17 protein-coding genes are annotated in these 17394 nt (G+C 65.0%); 10 read left to right on the top strand and 7 right to left on the bottom strand.

Annotated elements, in window-relative coordinates:
* Window positions 1–267: 267 nt before the first annotated feature.
* A complete protein-coding gene (gene yczR, locus MJ601_RS21160) occupies window positions 268–1731 on the bottom strand; it encodes a MocR-like transcription factor YczR (protein ID WP_242130377.1) in 1464 nt (487 codons plus the stop codon).
* Between the two features lie 89 nt (window positions 1732–1820).
* On the opposite strand from yczR, the gene yczE reads away from it, so the two are divergent.
* A complete protein-coding gene (yczE, locus tag MJ601_RS21165; protein WP_242130378.1) occupies window positions 1821–2423 on the top strand; it encodes a membrane protein YczE in 603 nt (200 codons plus the stop codon).
* 128 nt (window positions 2424–2551) lie between these two features.
* Window positions 2552–3058 carry a DUF1993 domain-containing protein gene (locus MJ601_RS21170; protein WP_242130379.1) on the top strand — a complete coding sequence of 169 codons (507 nt, stop codon included), beginning with the start codon at window positions 2552–2554 and terminating at the stop codon, window positions 3056–3058.
* Window positions 3059–3318: 260 nt separating this feature from the next.
* On the opposite strand, the gene MJ601_RS21175 is transcribed toward MJ601_RS21170, so the two are convergent.
* Window positions 3319–3801: a hypothetical protein gene (locus MJ601_RS21175; protein ID WP_242130380.1), complete on the bottom strand. Its 483-nt coding sequence runs from the start codon at window positions 3799–3801 to the stop codon at window positions 3319–3321.
* A gap of 86 nt (window positions 3802–3887) precedes the next feature.
* On the opposite strand from MJ601_RS21175, the gene gyrB reads away from it, so the two are divergent.
* From gyrB to MJ601_RS21190, 3 genes are read left to right on the top strand one after another with little or no spacing between them, the layout of a single operon-like run.
* A complete protein-coding gene (gyrB, locus tag MJ601_RS21180; protein ID WP_242130381.1) occupies window positions 3888–6395 on the top strand; it encodes a DNA topoisomerase (ATP-hydrolyzing) subunit B in 2508 nt (835 codons plus the stop codon).
* A 3-nt stretch (window positions 6396–6398) separates the two neighbouring features.
* A complete protein-coding gene (locus MJ601_RS21185; RefSeq protein ID WP_242130382.1) occupies window positions 6399–6962 on the top strand; it encodes a DNA-3-methyladenine glycosylase I in 564 nt (187 codons plus the stop codon).
* Window positions 6959–7477: a COG3650 family protein gene (locus MJ601_RS21190; RefSeq protein WP_242130383.1), complete on the top strand. Its 519-nt coding sequence runs from the start codon at window positions 6959–6961 to the stop codon at window positions 7475–7477. The genes MJ601_RS21185 and MJ601_RS21190 overlap by 4 nt, the downstream gene beginning before the upstream one ends.
* A gap of 72 nt (window positions 7478–7549) precedes the next feature.
* On the opposite strand, the gene ppa is transcribed toward MJ601_RS21190, so the two are convergent.
* Both ppa and MJ601_RS21200 read right to left on the bottom strand, forming a co-directional pair.
* Window positions 7550–8092: an inorganic diphosphatase gene (gene ppa, locus MJ601_RS21195; protein WP_242130384.1), complete on the bottom strand. Its 543-nt coding sequence runs from the start codon at window positions 8090–8092 to the stop codon at window positions 7550–7552.
* Between the two features lie 41 nt (window positions 8093–8133).
* Window positions 8134–10053, bottom strand: coding sequence for a M61 family metallopeptidase (locus MJ601_RS21200; protein WP_242130385.1), 1920 nt, complete (start codon window positions 10051–10053; stop codon window positions 8134–8136).
* A 152-nt stretch (window positions 10054–10205) separates the two neighbouring features.
* On the opposite strand from MJ601_RS21200, the gene hisS reads away from it, so the two are divergent.
* From hisS to MJ601_RS21220, 4 genes are all read left to right on the top strand, one after another.
* Window positions 10206–11468 (top strand): histidine--tRNA ligase, encoded by a 1263-nt coding sequence (gene hisS / locus MJ601_RS21205; RefSeq protein WP_242130386.1) that lies wholly within the window; start codon window positions 10206–10208, stop codon window positions 11466–11468.
* Window positions 11468–12559, top strand: a complete 1092-nt coding sequence (gene prfA, locus MJ601_RS21210) for a peptide chain release factor 1 (RefSeq protein ID WP_491572942.1) — start codon at window positions 11468–11470, stop codon at window positions 12557–12559. The genes hisS and prfA overlap by 1 nt, the downstream gene beginning before the upstream one ends.
* On the top strand, window positions 12556–13383 hold the full coding sequence (prmC, locus tag MJ601_RS21215; protein ID WP_242130387.1) for a peptide chain release factor N(5)-glutamine methyltransferase: 828 nt from the start codon (window positions 12556–12558) through the stop codon (window positions 13381–13383). The genes prfA and prmC overlap by 4 nt, the downstream gene beginning before the upstream one ends.
* Window positions 13384–13700: 317 nt before the next feature.
* Window positions 13701–14489 carry a DUF4167 domain-containing protein gene (locus MJ601_RS21220; protein WP_242130388.1) on the top strand — a complete coding sequence of 263 codons (789 nt, stop codon included), beginning with the start codon at window positions 13701–13703 and terminating at the stop codon, window positions 14487–14489.
* 93 nt (window positions 14490–14582) lie between these two features.
* Here MJ601_RS21220 and MJ601_RS21225 read toward each other — a convergent pair whose 3' ends face one another.
* Both MJ601_RS21225 and MJ601_RS21230 read right to left on the bottom strand, forming a co-directional pair.
* Window positions 14583–14939 (bottom strand): acyl-CoA thioesterase, encoded by a 357-nt coding sequence (locus MJ601_RS21225; RefSeq protein WP_242130393.1) that lies wholly within the window; start codon window positions 14937–14939, stop codon window positions 14583–14585.
* 37 nt (window positions 14940–14976) lie between these two features.
* Entirely contained in the window at window positions 14977–15276 is a 300-nt protein-coding gene (locus MJ601_RS21230) for a hypothetical protein (protein WP_242130389.1), read from the bottom strand.
* 73 nt (window positions 15277–15349) lie between these two features.
* Between MJ601_RS21230 and MJ601_RS21235 the strand changes: the two genes are divergently transcribed.
* On the top strand, window positions 15350–15778 hold the full coding sequence (locus tag MJ601_RS21235) for a CBS domain-containing protein (protein ID WP_242130390.1): 429 nt from the start codon (window positions 15350–15352) through the stop codon (window positions 15776–15778).
* Between the two features lie 4 nt (window positions 15779–15782).
* On the opposite strand, the gene MJ601_RS21240 is transcribed toward MJ601_RS21235, so the two are convergent.
* Complete coding sequence (locus MJ601_RS21240) at window positions 15783–17270, bottom strand: lipopolysaccharide biosynthesis protein (RefSeq protein WP_242130391.1); 1488 nt, start codon at window positions 17268–17270, stop codon at window positions 15783–15785.
* Between the last annotated feature and the right edge of the window lie 124 nt (window positions 17271–17394).

A 17394-nucleotide genomic window follows, 5' to 3' on the forward strand; every position in this document is an offset into this window, starting at 1 on the left:
TTGCAGCCGTCCCGGTCTTCGTCATCCCCGATCAAGTCCGGGATGACGACGTGGAAACTTCGAAACTGGCCAAACCCGCCGGGCCATTTTCCGCTGTCCTACAGTCCCCCCTCCGCACTAAACTTCAGCCGGCTCTTTGAAAATTTGACATAATCTGTGGCAAGCCAGGCGCGGAAACGACGCTTTCCCGCGCCTCTATCGTGTCACTTATGTCACCCAGATCCTACAGGGGGAACATGGCCAAACCGGCTGGACGAAAATTCCGCCTCAGATCAGCCGATCCGCCTCCAGCGCCGCGGCCAGCGAATCGCGCCCGCGCGGCATCCGGGCATGGAGCCGCGCATCGGCCTCGATCAGCCGTTCCACCCCGGCCGTCAATTGCTCCTCCGACAAGGTGAAGGGCAGGCGCAGGAACCGCTCGAACGCGCCGCTCACCCCGAAGCGCGGCCCCGGCGCGACGCGCACGCCATGGCTTTCCGCCAGCGCGGCCAGCGCCGTCGCTTCGGCGCGCGGCAGTTCCGCCCAGAGCGACAGGCCGCCCGCCGGGGATTCGACGCGCCAGTGCGGCAGGTGCCGCTCGATCAGCCCCAGCAGGTGATCCCGCCGCCCGCGCAGCATGTCCGCCCGCGGCCCCAGCCCTTCGTCGCTGTCGATGAGTTGCGCCACCGCAAGCTGCTCGATCACCGGGCTGGCCATGTCCATGGTCGTGCGCAACCGGCCCAGCGCGGCAATGGTCTGCGCATCGGCGCGGATCCATCCGACGCGCAGGCCGCCCCAGAAGATCTTGCTCGCCGACCCCAGGCTGATCACCTGACGCCCGGACGGATCATGCACCGCCACCGGCGGCGGCGGCATGTTATCGAGCCCCATCTGCGCCATCGTCTCGTCGATGATGAGCGGGGTGTGGCTGCGCGTCGCGGCGGCGACCAAAGCACGGCGGGTCGCCGGGTCCATGCTGCGTCCGGTGGGATTGTGAAAATCGGCGATGATATAGGCAAAGCGCGGGCTGGTCTGGCGGAAGGCCGCCTCCATCGCGTCGATATCCCATCCCTGCGCGGGCAGGCCGACCGGCACCGGTACGACATGGGCGCGCTGCAACGCCTGGATCGCGTTATGATAGGTGGGGTGATCGATCACCGCCCGGTCGCCCGGCCCCGCCAGCCATTGCAGCAGCAGCGAAAAGCCCTGCTGCGCGCCGTTTGTGACGATGATCTGGTCCGGACTGGTCGGGCAACCGCGCCGCTCATAATAGGCCGCGATCGATCGGCGCAGCGGTGCCAGACCCAGCGGGTCGTAGCCCAGTTCGCCCAGATAGGCGGGCAAGGTTTCCACCGCCGCCTGATAGGCGCGCCCTACGCCCGGCGCCGCAGGCAGCGCGGCATGGGTCCAGTTGAGGATATTGCCGTGATTGGCGGTATCGATCTCCGGCACGTCCTGCTCGATCCGGCCGGGCGGCAGTCGGGTGACGCTGCCCGAACCCTGCCGGCTTTCAAGATAGCCCTCGTCCCGCAGCCGGTCGAAGGCCGCCGCGATGGTCGTGCGGCTAAGCCCCAGCGCGGCGGCCAGTTCCCGCTCGCCCGGCAGCCGGACATTGAGGCCGATCCTTCCGTCCAGCACCAGCATCCGCAGCGCCTGGGCCAATTGGCGATAGGCAGGCTCGGCGCTGTCCTCGGCGCGCCAAGCGCCCAGCAGGCGTAGCAGAGATGGGGGCCGTAGGAGAGAAGTGGACATGGCCATAAGTTCCAATTTACCGAATGGAGAGGCCACTTAGTCGATAATGGCTGTTTTGTAAAAGGCCATTTCGGCCGATTGCTCCAGCCATGATGATGCACCGCCGCCTTTTCCAGCTCTTCTGGGGCCTTGGCCTTTATGGTTTCGCCATGGCGCTGATGCTGCGCGCCAATCTGGGGCTGGACCCCTGGGATGTGCTGCATCAGGGGCTGGCCCCCCGCCTGGGCTTGAGCTTCGGCATGACGGTCAATCTGATCGGCGCGGCCGTTCTGCTGCTCTGGTGGCCGCTGCGCCAGCGCCCCGGCATCGGCACGGTCTGCAATATCCTGGTGATCGGGACGGCGGTGGATCTCAGCCTGCTGATCCTGCCCACGCCGGAGGGTTATGCGATGCGTTTCGCCTGGCTGGTGACGGGGATCGTCCTCAACGGCATCGCCGGGGGCGCCTATATCGGCGCCGGTCTCGGACCGGGTCCGCGCGACGGGTTGATGACCGGATTTTGCCGCCGCACCGGCCTGCCGGTCAAATGGGTGCGGACGGGCATAGAGACCGCCGTACTGGCGATCGGCTGGCTACTGGGCGGCACGGTCGGGCCTGGGACTTTGCTCTACGCAGCGACGATCGGCTGGATCGTCCATCACGCGCTGCCCTTCTTCACCATGGCTCCACGCCGGCGCCCGGCGCTCGCCTGACCCGTTGGCCCCCCTGACCGGCCGGTCTGAAACCGGACCGGCCGGTCCTTTTATTTCGGCAGGGTATCGACAGCGGCCGCCGCCGTCATATCTATGGCGCCCTTTCGGCACGATAGGAGGAGAGCCTGGTGGCCACCCAACTTTATGACCTGACCGTTCCCATTTTTATCCGCGGCCTGCGCAACCTGTCCGCGATACTGGAAAAGGGCGCTGCCCATGCCCGGGAGAAGGGCATCGATCCGCTGACGCTGACCGGCGCCAGGCTGGCCGAAGACATGGCCCCGCTGACCGCGCAGGTCCAGTTCGCCTGCGACAGCGCCAAGGGCAGCGTCATCCGCATCGGCGCGCTCGATCCGTTCCCCATCGCCGACACCGAGCAGAGCTTCGCCGAGTTGCAGGATCGGATCGCCAGGACCATCGCCTTCCTGGAATCGGTTCCCCGCGAGCGGATTGACGGGCGCGAGGATGCGCAGGTCGTGCTCAAGACGCCGAGCGGTGATTTCCCCTTCACCGGCCGGGACCATGCGCTGGGCTTTGCGCTGCCCAATTTCTATTTCCATGTGACGACCGCCTATGCGCTGCTGCGGCAGGCGGGCGTGCCGATCGGCAAGCTCGATTATCTGGGCGGCATCTAGGGCGTAAACTCATCCATGGCGCGTTCGAGGCGCCAAAATGGCGAACATATCGGGCCGAAATGCGTGCCGCGAAGGCTATACACCTTTGCAAGCGCATTTCGGTTCGAGATGGAAGCCATTTGGGCGTCCTGCGGATTTGACCAAAAAGGCCCCTCACGGCGTCGAGAGGGCTCGAAATATTGACATATTCCTGCGCCCTCTCTCCTTGTGCCGGGCCTTTTTGCTTCAAACCTCGAACGTGCCATGGATGAGTTTACGCCCTAACCGGCGATCAGGCGGATCGAGGCGCTCGACACCCAGCCGGACAGGCATGGCCCCTCATAGGGCTGCTTGCGATCCACCGGATCGGACACGCCGCAATCGGCCGGTTGGGCTGCATTGTCCGGCGAAGGATCAGGGGCGATCACGATCCCCAGCCATTTCTGGTCAAGGCTGCGCGTGCATACCCACGCGCGGCTGCCCTCGGCCATGCGGGCGGTTTCCTTCGCGTCGGCAAAGGGCGCGGCGCGCACCGCCAGTCCCTTCGCCCCCACCCGCATCGCCTGCCCCATGGCGGCGCACGCGTCGAGGCGCGGACCATCCTCCCCGATCGTCACCGGGCGGGTAAGGCTCGATTCCAGCCGGGTTTCCGGCACATCGTCGCGCGGCGCCCCCGCCAGCGAACTGTTGGGCAAATCCTCCAGCACGTCGCTGCTTTTCGAGCAGGCGGCAAGCATCAGGGTCAGGACGAGAAGGGCGCGCATGAATGCCTGATAGACCGTGCGCCCGGCAGGCGGAAGACGGCATGTTTTGCTTTAGTTTCTCGGGCGCCTTCCCTATATGCTGGTGCATGAGCGAGGAAATCCAGAACAGCCCCAACAGCAACTCCTACGGCGCCGACAGCATCAAGGTCCTCAAGGGGCTGGATGCCGTGCGCAAGCGCCCTGGCATGTATATCGGCGACACCGACGACGGTTCGGGTTTGCACCATATGGTGTTCGAGGTTTCGGACAATGCGATCGACGAGGCGCTGGCCGGGCATTGCGATCGCATCCTCATCACGCTCAACCCCGACGGCTCGGTCAGCGTGGAGGATAATGGCCGCGGCATCCCGACCGACATCCACAAGGAAGAGGGCGTGTCGGCGGCCGAGGTCATCATGACCCAGCTCCACGCGGGCGGCAAGTTCGAGAACACGTCCGACGACAATGCCTACAAGGTGTCGGGCGGCCTGCACGGCGTGGGCGTCTCCGTGGTGAACGCGCTCAGCGAATATCTGGACCTCAACATCTGGCGCGACGGCAAGGAGCATTATATGCGCTTTGCCTATGGCGATGCCGTGGCGCCGCTGAAGGTCATCGGCGATGCGCCCGAAGGGAAAAAGGGCACCCGCGTCACCTTCCTCCCCTCGACCGAGAAGGTGCCCGGCGACGGCGGCACTTTCAAGAACCACACCGAGTTCGATTTCGAGAAGCTGGAGCATCGCTATCGCGAGCTCGCCTTCCTCAATTCGGGCGTCCGGCTGTTCCTGGCCGATGCGCGGCATGAGGAAAAGAAGGAAATAGAGCTGTTCTACGAAGGCGGCATCGCGGCCTTCGTGAAGTGGCTGGACCGCAACAAGCAGCCGCTGATGCCCGATCCGATCGCGATCTCGGGCAGCCGCGACGATGTCACCATCGACGTCGCGCTGGAGTGGAACGATAGCTATTATGAGAATGTCCTCTGCTTCACGAACAACATCCCGCAGCGCGACGGCGGCACGCACCTTGCCGCCTTCCGCGCGGCGCTGACGCGGACGCTCAACAATTATGCGGACAAGTCGGGGCTGCTGAAGAAGGAAAAGGTCTCGCTCACCGGCGAGGATATGCGCGAAGGCCTGACCGCCATCGTGTCGGTGAAGCTGCCCGATCCCAAATTTTCTTCGCAGACCAAGGACAAGCTGGTCAGCTCCGAGGTGCGCCAGCCGCTCGAAAGCCTGATGGCCGACAAGATGGCCGAATGGCTGGAGGAGAACCCCCAGCATGGCCGCATGATCGTGCAGAAGGTGATCGACGCCGCCGCCGCCCGCGAGGCCGCGAAGAAGGCGCGCGAACTCACCCGGCGCAAGGGGGTGATGGACATCGCCTCGCTGCCCGGCAAGCTGGCCGACTGTCAGGAGCGCGACCCCGCCAAGTCCGAGCTTTTCCTGGTCGAGGGTGACTCGGCGGGCGGTTCGGCCAAGCAGGGGCGCAACCGGCACAATCAGGCCATCCTGCCGCTCAAGGGCAAGATATTGAACGTCGAGCGTGCCCGCTTCGACCGGATGCTGTCGTCCAAGGAAGTGGGCACCCTCATTCAGGCGATGGGCACCGGCATTCGCGACGACTTCAACCTGGAAAAGCTGCGCTACCACAAGATCGTCATCATGACCGACGCCGACGTCGACGGCGCGCATATCCGCACGCTACTGCTGACCTTCTTCTATCGCCAGATGCCGCAGATCATCGAGGCTGGGCATCTCTATATCGCCCAGCCGCCGCTCTACAAGGCGACGCGCGGCCGGTCGGAGGTCTATCTCAAGAACGAGGCGGCGCTAGAGCAATATCTGGTCGACAATGGCGTCGATTCCATGGCGCTGGAAACGACGGGCGGCATGCGTTCGGGCGAGGATCTGCGCCACCTGATCGAACATGGCCGGCGGATGCGCGCGGTCATGCGCTATGTGCCGCGCCGCTACAATCCCGCGATCATAGAGGCGCTGGCGATCAACGGCGCGCTCGATCCGGAACTCGGCCATGAGGCGCAGGCCCAGCGGCTGGTAGCCACGGTCCAGTGGATGGATACGCAGGATGAGGAAGGAAGCTGGAGCGGCCGGATCGCGGAGGAAGGCGGCTTCCATTTCGAGCGGTTGTGGCGCGGCGTCACCGACCATCACATGATCGAGGCGGGCTTCATCGGATCGGCCGAGGCGCGCAAGCTGCACGCCATCGCCGCGGAGGAAGCGGACAGCTATGGCAGCGCCAGCCGCCTCGTCACGGCCAAGGCCGCCGCGGCGGCCGAGGAGGCGGGCGAGGATGACCTGCCGGTCGTGGCCAAGGGTGCGGTCGTCGTCACCCGGCCGAGCGAACTGCTGGAGGCCATCCTTGCCGCCGGACGCAAGGGGCTGGCGATCCAGCGCTACAAGGGCCTGGGCGAGATGAATGCGGAGCAGCTCTGGGAAACCACGCTGGACCCGGACAATCGCTCCATGCTGCGGGTCGAGGTCGAGCAGGCGGACGTTGCCGACGAGATCTTCACCCGCCTGATGGGCGATGTGGTCGAACCGCGGCGCGAATTCATCCAGGACAATGCGCTGAACGTCGCCAATCTGGACGTCTGATCCATGGAGCGGGTCCGTTGCGGCTGGGCCGGGACCGACCCGCTCTACTGCCGGTATCATGACGAGGAATGGGGCGTGCCGGAGCGCGATTCGCGAATGCTCTGGGAAACGCTGATGCTGGAGGGGTTCCAGGCGGGCCTGAGCTGGATCACCATATTGCGCAAGCGCGAGGGATTCCGCGCCGCCTTCGCCGGGTTCGATCCCGACCAGGTGGCGGCCTTCGGCGAAACGGATGTCGAGCGGCTGATGGCCGATCCGGGCATCGTCCGGGCGCGGGCGAAGATCGAGGCGACCATCCGCGGCGCCCGCATCTTTTGCGAGATGCGCGAGCGGGGCGAGGATTTTTCCGCCTATGCCTGGGGCTTTGTCGACGGCACGCCGATCCGGAATGACGGGGTGCATGTTCCGGCCAGGACCGACCTGTCGGACGCGATTTCGAGGGATCTCAAAAAGCGCGGATTCAAGTTCGTCGGGCCAACCATCGTCTATGCGTGGATGCAGGCCGTCGGGATGGTCGACGACCATGCCGAGACCTGTTTCCGGCGCGGCCGGGATGCCGGACCATGATACGCGCTCTACCGCTGGTCCTTTTGCTGACCATGGCGGGCTGTGGTGACGAGAAGGAAGCGGCTGCCGGCAACGGCACCCAGCCCCATGCCTCGGCGCCGATCGTCATTCAGAATCCCGCCGTGAGTCAGGTGGCGGAAAATGCGGCGGAACCCGCTGAAACAATTGCCTCGCCAGCCATGCCTGTCCCCGCGCCGAATCGCGAAGGCGACGATCGCTACCGCGCCGTCGGCACCGAACCCTTCTGGGCGGTGACGGTGAAGGGATCGGTCGCCACGCTGGAACGGCCGGACAAGCCGCCGGTCCACTATGCGGTGACCCGCCATGACGACAGGCGGGCCATCCGCTATGTCGGCGACGCTTTTTCCATGACCGTGACCGAGGGGCCGTGCAGCGACGGCATGAGCGACTCCGTCTGGTCCGACCGGGTGGCGCTGGCCTTCGGGGAAGGCACGCTGAACGGCTGCGGCGGATCGCGCGACGATCAGGCAATGCCGCCGGCCCCGCCGCGCTGAACCCGCGCATTTCATGAAAAAGGCCGCATGGCACTGTCCATGCGGCCTTTTTAGTCGGCATGAAGCTGGACCTCAGGCGGCCTGCTTGCTGGCCTTGTAGCGCGCGATCGCCTCCAGCGTGATGCGGCGCGCATCTTCCGCGCCGCCCCAGGTGCCGATGCGGACCCACTTCTGCTTTTCCAGATCCTTGTAGTGGGTGAAGAAATGCTCGATCTGCTCCATCACGATGCCGGGCAGGTCGTCCTTCTCGCCTACATTATGATAATAGGGGAAGGTCTTGTTGTCCGGCACGCAGACCAGCTTTTCGTCGCCACCGGCCTCATCTTCCAGGTTCAGCACCGCGATCGGGCGGGCGCGCACGACCGAACCCGGCACGAAGGGCGATCGGGCAATGACCAGCGCGTCCAGCGGATCGCCGTCGGGCGACAGCGTGTGCGGCACGAAGCCGTAATTGGCCGGATAGCGCATCGGCGTGTGCAGGATGCGGTCCACGAACAGGGCGCCCGAAGCCTTGTCGAACTCATATTTTACCGGCTCGCCGCCAACGGGCACCTCGATGATGACATTCAGGCTGTTGGGCGGATCGTCGCCGACCGGGATCAGTTCGATATTCATGGACTTCAAGCCTTTGTAAACGCGTTGGTCTTTGCGGGCGATTATGTTTTCGGTTTCAGCAGCCGGTCCAGGCTGCCTTCACCCTCTCCTGTCTTTTCGAGGCGCGGATAGCGCAGCCCGCCCGAATAAGCGAGGGTCAAAGTGCGGTAGTATTTATCCTGCTTCAGGATGATCTGGAGCGGCTTTCCGCTCTTGATGGCGGCCTTGAACACCTCGCCCGAATATTCGTCGCCATTGATCGCCACGATCTTGGAGCCGATGGCGAGGCCTGCCTTGAAGGCCGGGCTGTCCCAGACGACGTTGGCAATCTCGCCGTCATTCTTGACGACCATGCCGATGCCGAAGCTCTGGTCGGTGAATTTGTTCGCCCCCTCGGCCGCCTTGGTGATGGCGCCCGGCGTATCGCCATAGACCAGTTTGTAGCCGCCCAGCGTGAAGCCGCCCTTGGGCGTTTCCCGGGTCGTGCTGTCGACATATTTCTGGAAGAAGCCGGCCCAGTCATAGGGCGCGACCGCGTTCAGCGTCTTGATCACGTCGCCGCGATTATAGACGACCTGCCCCCAATCGCCCGGATTGATGCCGAAAAAGGCCTGGGCGAAATCATCCAGGCCCTTGGCGCCCTTGGTTTGCTGGCGGATGATCGCGTCCGCCTCCAGCCAGATCATCAGGCCTTCATTATAATAATCCTCGGACCGCTGCCAGCTCGTCCAGCCCTTGGGCCGCCGGGCGGAGATGATCGGGTCGTGGGTGGTATCCTCCATCGCGCGCCATTCGCGGCCCCGCGTCGTGTCGAGCTTGGCGGCGATATGGGCATAGGCGTCCAGCGTTTCCTGCTTGGTGAAAAGGCCCGACCGCGCGCCCAGCACATAGCCCCAGAATTGCGTCTGCCCTTCATAGACCCAGAGCAGATTGTCCTGCATCGGCACGTTGAAATCGGGCGTCCACAACAGGTCGGGGCGGCGGAACTTGCCGTCCCAGCTATGGGTGAACTCGTGCGGCAGCAGGTTGCGGTCCAGCAGCGCGTCGCCATCGCCCCATTTCTTGAAATAGCCCGGCTCGACCTGATTTTCGGAGGAGCGATGATGTTCGAGGCCGATGCCGCCCATTTCGTCGGTGATGGCGAACAGGAAGTCATAATGGTTGAAATGATAGGTGCCGAACAGCGCGCCCGCTTCATCGACCAGCTTCTTGTGCTTGGCGATCTGGTCGGGCTTGGCGTCCAGTTCGTCGGCATCGTCGGCGACGATGTTGAGTGTCACATTATGGCCGAGGTCCACCGGCTTGAAATAGAGGCCCGCGAAGACCGGCGAATCCTGCAGGGCTTCATAGTCGATCGCCTCGTAGGCGACGGTCGATCCGGTCTTCTTCCCCCGCAGCGCCGTCGCCGCCTGCCAGCCGTCGGGATAGGTGACGGTCGCCTGGATCGGGATCTGGCGCGTATAATAGCCCGCCGGATAGAGCGACACCGACTCCCACTGGATGTTCAGCATCTTGGGCGTCACGACGACGCGGCCCTGATTGGGCTGGGTGGCGGAGAGGAACTGGAAGCTGGCCACGACCTGTTTCGTCCCCTGCGGCACGTCGATCACGAAGCCATAGACGTTGAGCGGATCGCGCTTCCACGCCAGCGGCTTGCCGTCGGCGGTGAATGTCAGGCCGTTCAGCTTCTCGATCTGTCCGCGCGGCGCATGATTGCCCGGCAGCCATTGCGGCATCAGCAGCGTCATCGGCCCGCTGCCCGTGACGGGGATGGTTTCCTTGACGCGGAAGATGCGCTGCACCGTATCGGTGGCGTCGACCTCCAGCCTGATGGTGCCGCCGGGATAGGGAATGTCCTTGGGCATGGGGGCGGCATTGTCGACCGGCAGCGCCGTGGGCCTGGAGCGGATCGCATCCTGCGCGACCAGCGGTCCTGTCATGGCGGTCGAAAGGATAAGGGCGGCAGCAAGGCTGCGGATCATGAGCATCTCCGAAAATGGGTGCGGCCGGACGACCGTATAACAACAGCATGGCGAGCCTATATCCTCTCGTCCACCCCCAACGATATTTACCGTATCAAAGGACAAAAAAGCGCGTTTCCTTGTGCCTTCTTTATCGTTAAAGGCGCTCCCCCATGGCCAAGATCGAAACGCCGCGCCCGGTGCGCGGCACGCAGGACATGCTGGGCGGCACGAACGAAGCGTTCCAGGAACGTTTCGCGCATGTGGTCGCGACTTTCGACCGCGTGCGGAAACTCTACGGATTCCAGCGCGTGGAGGTGCCCGTCTTTGAATCGACGGCGGTGTTCGCCCGTTCGCTGGGCGAAAGCACGGACGTGGTGTCGAAGGAAATGTACACGTTCGATGATCGGGGCGGCGACAGCATCACCCTGCGTCCCGAATTCACTGCGGGCATTTCGCGTGCCTATATCACCGAGGGCTGGCAGCAATATGCGCCGCTCAAAGTGGCGACCCATGGCCCCCTGTTCCGTTACGAGCGCCCGCAAAAGGGCCGCTTCCGCCAGTTCCACCAGCTCGACGCGGAGATTATCGGCGCGGGCGAGCCGGGCGCCGACGTGGAGTTGCTGGTCCTTGCCGACCAGTTGCTGCGCGAACTGGGCGTGTCGGAAGGCGTGACGCTCAACCTCAACACGCTGGGCGATGGGCCGAGCCGCGACGCCTGGCGCGCCGCGCTGATCGCCCATTTCGAGGCGCATCGCGACCAGCTTTCGGAGGAAAGCCTCGACCGTTTGCAGCGCAACCCCTTGCGCATCCTCGACAGCAAGGATCCGCGCGACCGCCCGGTGGCGGACAGCGCGCCGGATATCGACGCTTATCTAACGGACGAGGCGCGCGGTTTCTTCGAGAAGGTGACGGCGGGCCTCGACGCGGCGGGCGTGGCATGGGAGCGCAATGCCCGGCTGGTGCGCGGCCTGGACTATTATCGCCACACCGCGTTCGAGTTCATCACCGACCGGCTCGGCGCGCAGGGCACGGTGCTGGGCGGCGGGCGCTATGACGGCCTTATCGAGAATCTCGGCGGCCCCTCGACCCCGGCGGTCGGCTGGGCGGCGGGGATCGAGCGGCTGGCGATGCTGGTGGATATGCCGGAGATCGCCGGTCCGAAAGTCGCGGTCATTCCGATGGGCGAAACGGCCGAAGCCAAGGCCACCGGCATCATCGCCGATCTGCGACGCGCCGGTGTCGCCTGCGACATGGGCTATCGCGGCAATATGAAGAAGCGGATGCAGCGCGCCAATGCGTCGGGTGCCGTCTGGGCGGTGATCCTGGGTGACGATGAACTGGCGCGCGGCGAAGCGGCTGTCCGTAACCTTCGTACGGGTGAGCAGCAGCCGGTGGCGTTGGATGCCTTGATCGGGAAGCTGGCAACCCTCTGATGCACATCTCCGCCGAACGCATCGCGCAGATCGAGGCGCGCCGGGACGAGGTGCAGGCGTCAATGACGCGTGCCGATCTCGCGCCCGACGAGTTCGTGCGGCTGTCCAAGGAATATGCCGAGATCGAGCCGGTGGCCAAGGCCGCCCATGAAGTCCGCCGTCTCCGCCAGGAACTGAGCGCGCTCGAATATATGGCGGGCGGCGAGGATGCCGATGCCGACCCGCTGATGCGCGAAATGGCGCAGGAGGAGATGCAGCTCATCAAGGGCCAGCTTCCCGGCGCCGAACGCGCCCTCGCGCTGCAACTGCTGCCCAAGGATGCCGCCGATGCTCGCCCGGCCATGCTGGAAATCCGTGCGGGCACCGGCGGCGACGAAGCCGCCCTGTTTGCGGGCGACCTGTTCCGCATGTATCAGCGCTATGCCGACGCGCAGGGCTGGAAGATGGAACTCATCTCCGCCAACGCCTCGGAAGTCGGCGGCTACAAGGAAGTGGTCGCCAGCGTCACCGGCACCGGCGTGTTCGCGAAGCTCAAGTTCGAAAGCGGTGTCCACCGCGTCCAGCGCGTGCCCGTCACCGAAAGCGGCGGGCGCATCCACACGTCGGCGGCGACCGTGGCCGTGCTGCCCGAACCGGAGGAAGTGGACGTCCAGATCGCCGACAGCGACCTCAAGATCGACATCTACCGCGCTTCGGGGGCAGGCGGCCAGCATGTCAACACCACTGATTCCGCCGTCCGCATCACCCATCTGCCCAGCGGCATCGTGGTGACGCAGCAAGACGAACGCTCGCAGCACAAGAACAAGGCGAAGGCGATGCAGGTGCTGCGCGCCCGCATCTATGAAGTCGAACGCGAACGCGCCCAGAGCGAGCAGGCCGGCGCGCGCAAGGCGATGGTCGGCTCGGGCGACCGTTCGGAGCGCATCCGCACCTATAATTTCCCCCAGGGCCGCGTCACCGACCATCGCATCAACCTCACCCTGCACCGCCTGCCCGAAATCCTCGAAGGACCAGGGCTGTCCGAAGTCATCGACGCCTTGGTGGCCGAAGATGAAGCCGCCCGCCTTGCCCAACTGGACGGCGTCGGGTGAGTGTGGCGCAGGCGCTGCGTGAAGCGGCCGCCCGTCTGGAAACGATCAGCGGCACGCCGCGCCTCGACGCCGAACTGCTGCTCGCCCATGCGCTGGGGACCGGTCGCGACGACCTGCTGATGCGCCAGCGCGACCTCAGCGTCCCGCCCGGCTTCGCAGCCCTGCTCGAACGGCGCCTGAAGGGCGAACCCATCGCCTATATCACCGGCTTTCGCGATTTCTGGACCATCAGCCTGGCCGTCACGCCCGATGTCCTCATTCCCCGTCCCGACAGCGAAACGCTGATCGAGGCGGCGGTCGATCATTTCGGGGCCAGGGCGCCCGGCCGCATCCTCGATCTCGGCACCGGTTCGGGCGCGCTGCTGCTGGCGGCGCTCAGCCAATGGCCACGGGCGAGGGGGCTGGGGGTCGACCTCTCGCCCGCCGCCCTGGCGGTCGCCAGGGGCAATGCCGAACGACTGGAACTGGCCGATCGCGCGGACTTCCGCGTGGCCGACTGGGCGGAAGGGATAGAGGGACCGTTCGACCTCATCCTCGTCAACCCGCCCTACATCGCGCGCGACGCGGCGCTGTCGGGCGATGTCCTCCACGAACCCGAAAGCGCCCTTTTCTCGGGCCGGGATGGGCTCGACGACTATCGCCGCATCGCTCCCATGCTCCCGCGCCTGATCGCGCCGGGGGGGATGGCCGCGATCGAAATCGGCCATGACCAGGGCGAGAGCGTCTCCGCCCTGCTTGCGAATCAAGGATTTAGCGTTTCGCTCCGGCATGACCTTGCCGGGCACGACCGCTGCCTGGTCGCGACGCCGGTTCGGCCGGCATGACTGCAGGACGGATTTGCGTGGATACAAGCGAAAATTGCTTGGTTTATGGCATGGAAGCCACTACATGGGGTGCAGGGACGGCACTATCCTGAGGATCTGCCCCATGGGCTTGAGCTGAGAAAAAGGCCGTTTTCCCGCTCCTTCAAAGTCACGACGGCGCTGCTGCGCAGGCGCCTCTGGCAGCGTAAGGGCATGGGCCCTCACTGGCCCTTGTCCGGCGGAGCTGTACCGGTCCGGCGGACGGACCAGCCTTTGAAGGATGGCGACTGAACAGTGTTTTCAGCGAATGATGGCAAAGTGAACGCAAGGACCAGCTCTTGATCAACAACCGGCAGGCCGGCCGTCGCAATCGCGGCCGGAACAATAATGGTCGTCCCAACGGTGGCAATCGGGGCGGTGGTGATAATGGCAACCGCATCGACAACCGCGCCCGCGGCAACGCGGCCCAGCTTCTTGAAAAATACAAGAATATGGCCCGCGACGCGCAGATGGCTGGCGATCGGGTGAACGCGGAATATTATCTGCAGTTTGCTGACCATTATTTCCGCGTACTGGCCGACAATCGCGCCCGTCAGGAGGAGCAGCAACAGCGCTTCCGCCCCCGCGAGGACAGCTTCGACGAGAATTTCGATGAATTCGACGCGAGCGAAGACGGGAACGAGGACGGCCGCGCCGATCAGCCCTATGAGCGTCAGGGCTTCGACCGGAACCGCGATGAACCCCGGGACCAGCGTGATGGGCAGCGCGAAGGCCGGAACGATCGCAATCGCCGCGACCGCAATGATCGCAACGAACGGTATGACCGCCGTCGCGAACGGCCGGTGGCGGAAGAGGCGGCCGAACAGTTCCAGCCCGAAGCCGCTGCGCCGCAGCCGGTGATTCCGGTTGCGGAAGCTCCTGAAGCGCAGGCAGAGGCAGAGGCGCCCCGCGCCCGCCGTGGCCGCCCGCGCAAGGCGGCTGCCGCGAAGGAAGACGGGCAGCAGGGTCTGGATCTGGCCGTCCTGCCGCCCTCGATCGCCCGCGCCGACAATGATCCGGACACGGTCGAGGAAGCGCCGCGCAAGCGCACCCGTCGCGCCCGTCCGGCAGCCGAAGCGGCCGAGTGATCGAATTTCCGACAGGGCTTTCGTGAATCGATGAAAAAGGGACGGTGCCGATGGCGCCGTCCCTTTTTCCTTTCCTCTGTCCGCAGCGGCTGGTCAGTCGCCCGGAAAGGGCAAGGGCAAGGGCAAGGGCAAGGGCCGGGGCCGGTGATTTTCGTTCAGCGCCACGAAGGTGAACAGGCCGCTGGTCAGTTCGATCTGCTCCTCCTTGATGCCGCGCGTTGCCACCACGTCGATCCGGATCGCCACCGACGTGCGGCCGCGCCGTTCCTCATGCGCATAGACCGACACGATGTCGCCCAGCAGGATGGGGGTGATGAAGGTCATGCCTTCGATCGCGACGGTGGCGACAGGGCCCTGCGCGATCCGTCCCGCCACTATGCCTCCGGCAATATCCATCTGGCTCAAGACCCAGCCGCCGAAAATATGCCCGTTGGCGTTGATGTCCGCCATGCGGGGGCAGACCCGCAATATCACGTCGCCTCGCTGTTCAGTCGTCAAGGGAAGCCTCGTCTTTCATCCGGTCGATGACCTGCTCGTCATGGCCCGTTCCGCTGGACAGGAAGGCCAGCGCCATCAAAGCCGTGCCGAGCATGAAGGTCAACCAGACCCCCAATATGGTCGCGATGACCATGTGGATCGGCATGGGCCCCGCCCACCAGCGCAGGAAGATCAGCGCGGCCCCGACGCACAGCGCGCCGCCCAGGGCCATCCACAGCATGATGCGCCGGAATCGCCGCCAGGCGACCTGGGCAATTTGTGGATCATCAAGGCCTTGCTTGCGTGTCATCCCTTTTCTTTGGGGTGCGAAAGTGGGATCATCAAGGGACTGGAAAGCTTATTCCGCAGATAGGAGACGGATCATGACGATCGCAGCGATTCTGCAACGCAAGGGACAGGATGTCGTCCAGGCGCGATCGGGCGACAGCGTCCTTTCCGTCGTGCAGCTTCTGGCCGAACGAAGGATCGGCTGCGTGCCGATCGTGGATGACGGCAAGGTGGTCGGCATCTTCTCCGAACGCGATCTGGTCTATGGCGTGGCGCGGCAGGGGCCGGTCGTGCTGGATCGGCCGGTCGGCGAATTCATGACGAGTCCGGCCATCACCACCGATGGCCACACCCCCGTCATCCACTGCCTGTCCCTGATGACGAAGCGGCGCATCCGCCATTTGCCCGTCGTGGTCGACGGCACGTTGCTGGGGCTGGTGTCGATCGGCGATCTCGTGAAGTTCCGCATCGACACCATCGAATCGGAAGCGGCGGCGCTGCGCGATTATATCCAGACCGCCTGACCGGTCAGGCGGGCGCCTGCACCGGCGGCGCCCGCCGCACGACCAGCGCGACCAGCTCCATCAGCGTGCCCCGCGCGCACAGCATGAGCGCGGCCAGGAAGGCGACGCCCCCCGTGGGCACCAATATCCCCAGCCGGATCGGCGCGGCCAGTGGCGGCAATATCCGGTCGACGGCCATCACCGCGCCTGCCATCAGCACGGAACAGCCCAGTCCCGGCGCCGCCGCACGCATCAGGTCGGCCAGCCGCAGGCCCATCGGTGCGCCCGCCAGCCGGGCTGTGATGAGGGTCAGGACCGGGAAGGCGCACAGCCATGCCCAGGCCAACCCGATCGCGCCGAAGCGAATCCCGACCAGAAAGGCAGCGGGCATGAGAATGGCGCCCACGCCGGAGACGCGCGCCGTGGTGCCGGGCCGCCCCAACGCATTGCTGACCGGCGCGAACATGACCTGCAACGTCATGAAGGGCATCGCCAGTGCGAGGATCGCCACGAAGGGCGCCATCTCGCTCCATTTCGCGCCGAACAGGGTTTCGACCAGCGGCCCGGCCGTCACCGCCATGCCCAGATAGACCGGGCAGGATATCAGCAGCAGCAGCCGCACCGCCTTGCAGAAGGACCAGGCGATTCGCGCCGGGTCCTTCTGCATGCGGGCATAGGCCGGAAAGGCGACGTCATTGAGCGGCGGAATGAATTTGCTGACGAAGATCTGCGTCAGGAACAGCGCTTCGGCATAGAGACCCAGCTCGTGCGGCTCCAGCACGCGTCCGCCGATGAAGATATCCGCCTGGCTCTGCACGATCCAGAAGAGCTGCCCGCCCAGCAGCGACGCGCCATAGGCCACCATCGCCCCGGTGCCGCGAAAATCGAAGCTGGGAACCGGCCTGAACCCCGTCGCCAGCACATAGCCGAAGCCCTTGACCCAGAAGCCGGCCAGCGGCGCGAACACCAATGTCCACACGCCCCATCCGGAAAGCGCGCCGGTCAGCGCCATGGCCGCCGAAGCCATGGCCGCCACCAGATTGACGAGCGCTGGCCGCCGGAAATCCATGGCCCGGCCCATGATCGCTTCGGGAATCGAGATGAAGGGGGTGGACAGATAGAGCAGCGCCTGCACGCGCAGCAGCTCGGCGACCTTGGGCTGGGCATAATAGTCCGCGGCCCATGGCGCGATGGCGAGCTGCATCAGCGCCAGCCCGCCGTTCAGCAGCAGCATGATGCCGAAAGCCTGCCGTAACCTGTGCCGGTCCAGCGTATCCGACTGCACCAGCGCGCTCACCAGCCCATAGCCGTTGAGGAAGGTCGCGAAGTTCAGGATCACCTGCGTCATGGCGAACAGGCCATAATCCCTGGGATCGAGCAGCCGGATCACCGCCAGCGTCACCACCCAGCTCACCATCTGCGACACGATCTGGCTGCCCGAACGCCAGAGGATCGCGCTCCTTATGCGTGCGCCAAAACCGGCATCATTTGCATCGGCGTCCTGCAAACCCATTTTCATTCCCATGACCCGGCCGTCCATGGCCGTGGAATCGCTCTAGCGGGCAACTCCCAAAAAATTCTGAAATAAAATTGCAAAAAGCGTTTGACGGTTCGGGAGGCGCTCCATATATGCCCGT

The organism is Sphingobium trunci (assembly GCF_022664535.1).
Classification (GTDB): Bacteria; Pseudomonadota; Alphaproteobacteria; order Sphingomonadales; family Sphingomonadaceae; genus Sphingobium.

Bases quoted from the DNA above. Each gene is read 5' to 3' on its own strand.
- yczR (WP_242130377.1), bottom strand. From the start codon at position 1,731: ATGTCCACTTCTCTCCTACGGCCCCCATCTCTGCTACGCCTGCTGGGC.
- yczE (WP_242130378.1), top strand. From the start codon at position 1,821: ATGATGATGCACCGCCGCCTTTTCCAGCTCTTCTGGGGCCTTGGCCTT.
- MJ601_RS21175 (WP_242130380.1), bottom strand. From the start codon at position 3,801: ATGCGCGCCCTTCTCGTCCTGACCCTGATGCTTGCCGCCTGCTCGAAA.
- gyrB (WP_242130381.1), top strand. From the start codon at position 3,888: ATGAGCGAGGAAATCCAGAACAGCCCCAACAGCAACTCCTACGGCGCC.
- MJ601_RS21185 (WP_242130382.1), top strand. From the start codon at position 6,399: ATGGAGCGGGTCCGTTGCGGCTGGGCCGGGACCGACCCGCTCTACTGC.
- MJ601_RS21190 (WP_242130383.1), top strand. From the start codon at position 6,959: ATGATACGCGCTCTACCGCTGGTCCTTTTGCTGACCATGGCGGGCTGT.
- ppa (WP_242130384.1), bottom strand. From the start codon at position 8,092: ATGAATATCGAACTGATCCCGGTCGGCGACGATCCGCCCAACAGCCTG.
- MJ601_RS21200 (WP_242130385.1), bottom strand. From the start codon at position 10,053: ATGATCCGCAGCCTTGCTGCCGCCCTTATCCTTTCGACCGCCATGACA.
- hisS (WP_242130386.1), top strand. From the start codon at position 10,206: ATGGCCAAGATCGAAACGCCGCGCCCGGTGCGCGGCACGCAGGACATG.
- prfA (WP_491572942.1), top strand. From the start codon at position 11,468: ATGCACATCTCCGCCGAACGCATCGCGCAGATCGAGGCGCGCCGGGAC.
- MJ601_RS21225 (WP_242130393.1), bottom strand. From the start codon at position 14,939: ATGGCGGACATCAACGCCAACGGGCATATTTTCGGCGGCTGGGTCTTG.
- MJ601_RS21230 (WP_242130389.1), bottom strand. From the start codon at position 15,276: ATGACACGCAAGCAAGGCCTTGATGATCCACAAATTGCCCAGGTCGCC.
- MJ601_RS21235 (WP_242130390.1), top strand. From the start codon at position 15,350: ATGACGATCGCAGCGATTCTGCAACGCAAGGGACAGGATGTCGTCCAG.
- MJ601_RS21240 (WP_242130391.1), bottom strand. From the start codon at position 17,270: ATGGGTTTGCAGGACGCCGATGCAAATGATGCCGGTTTTGGCGCACGC.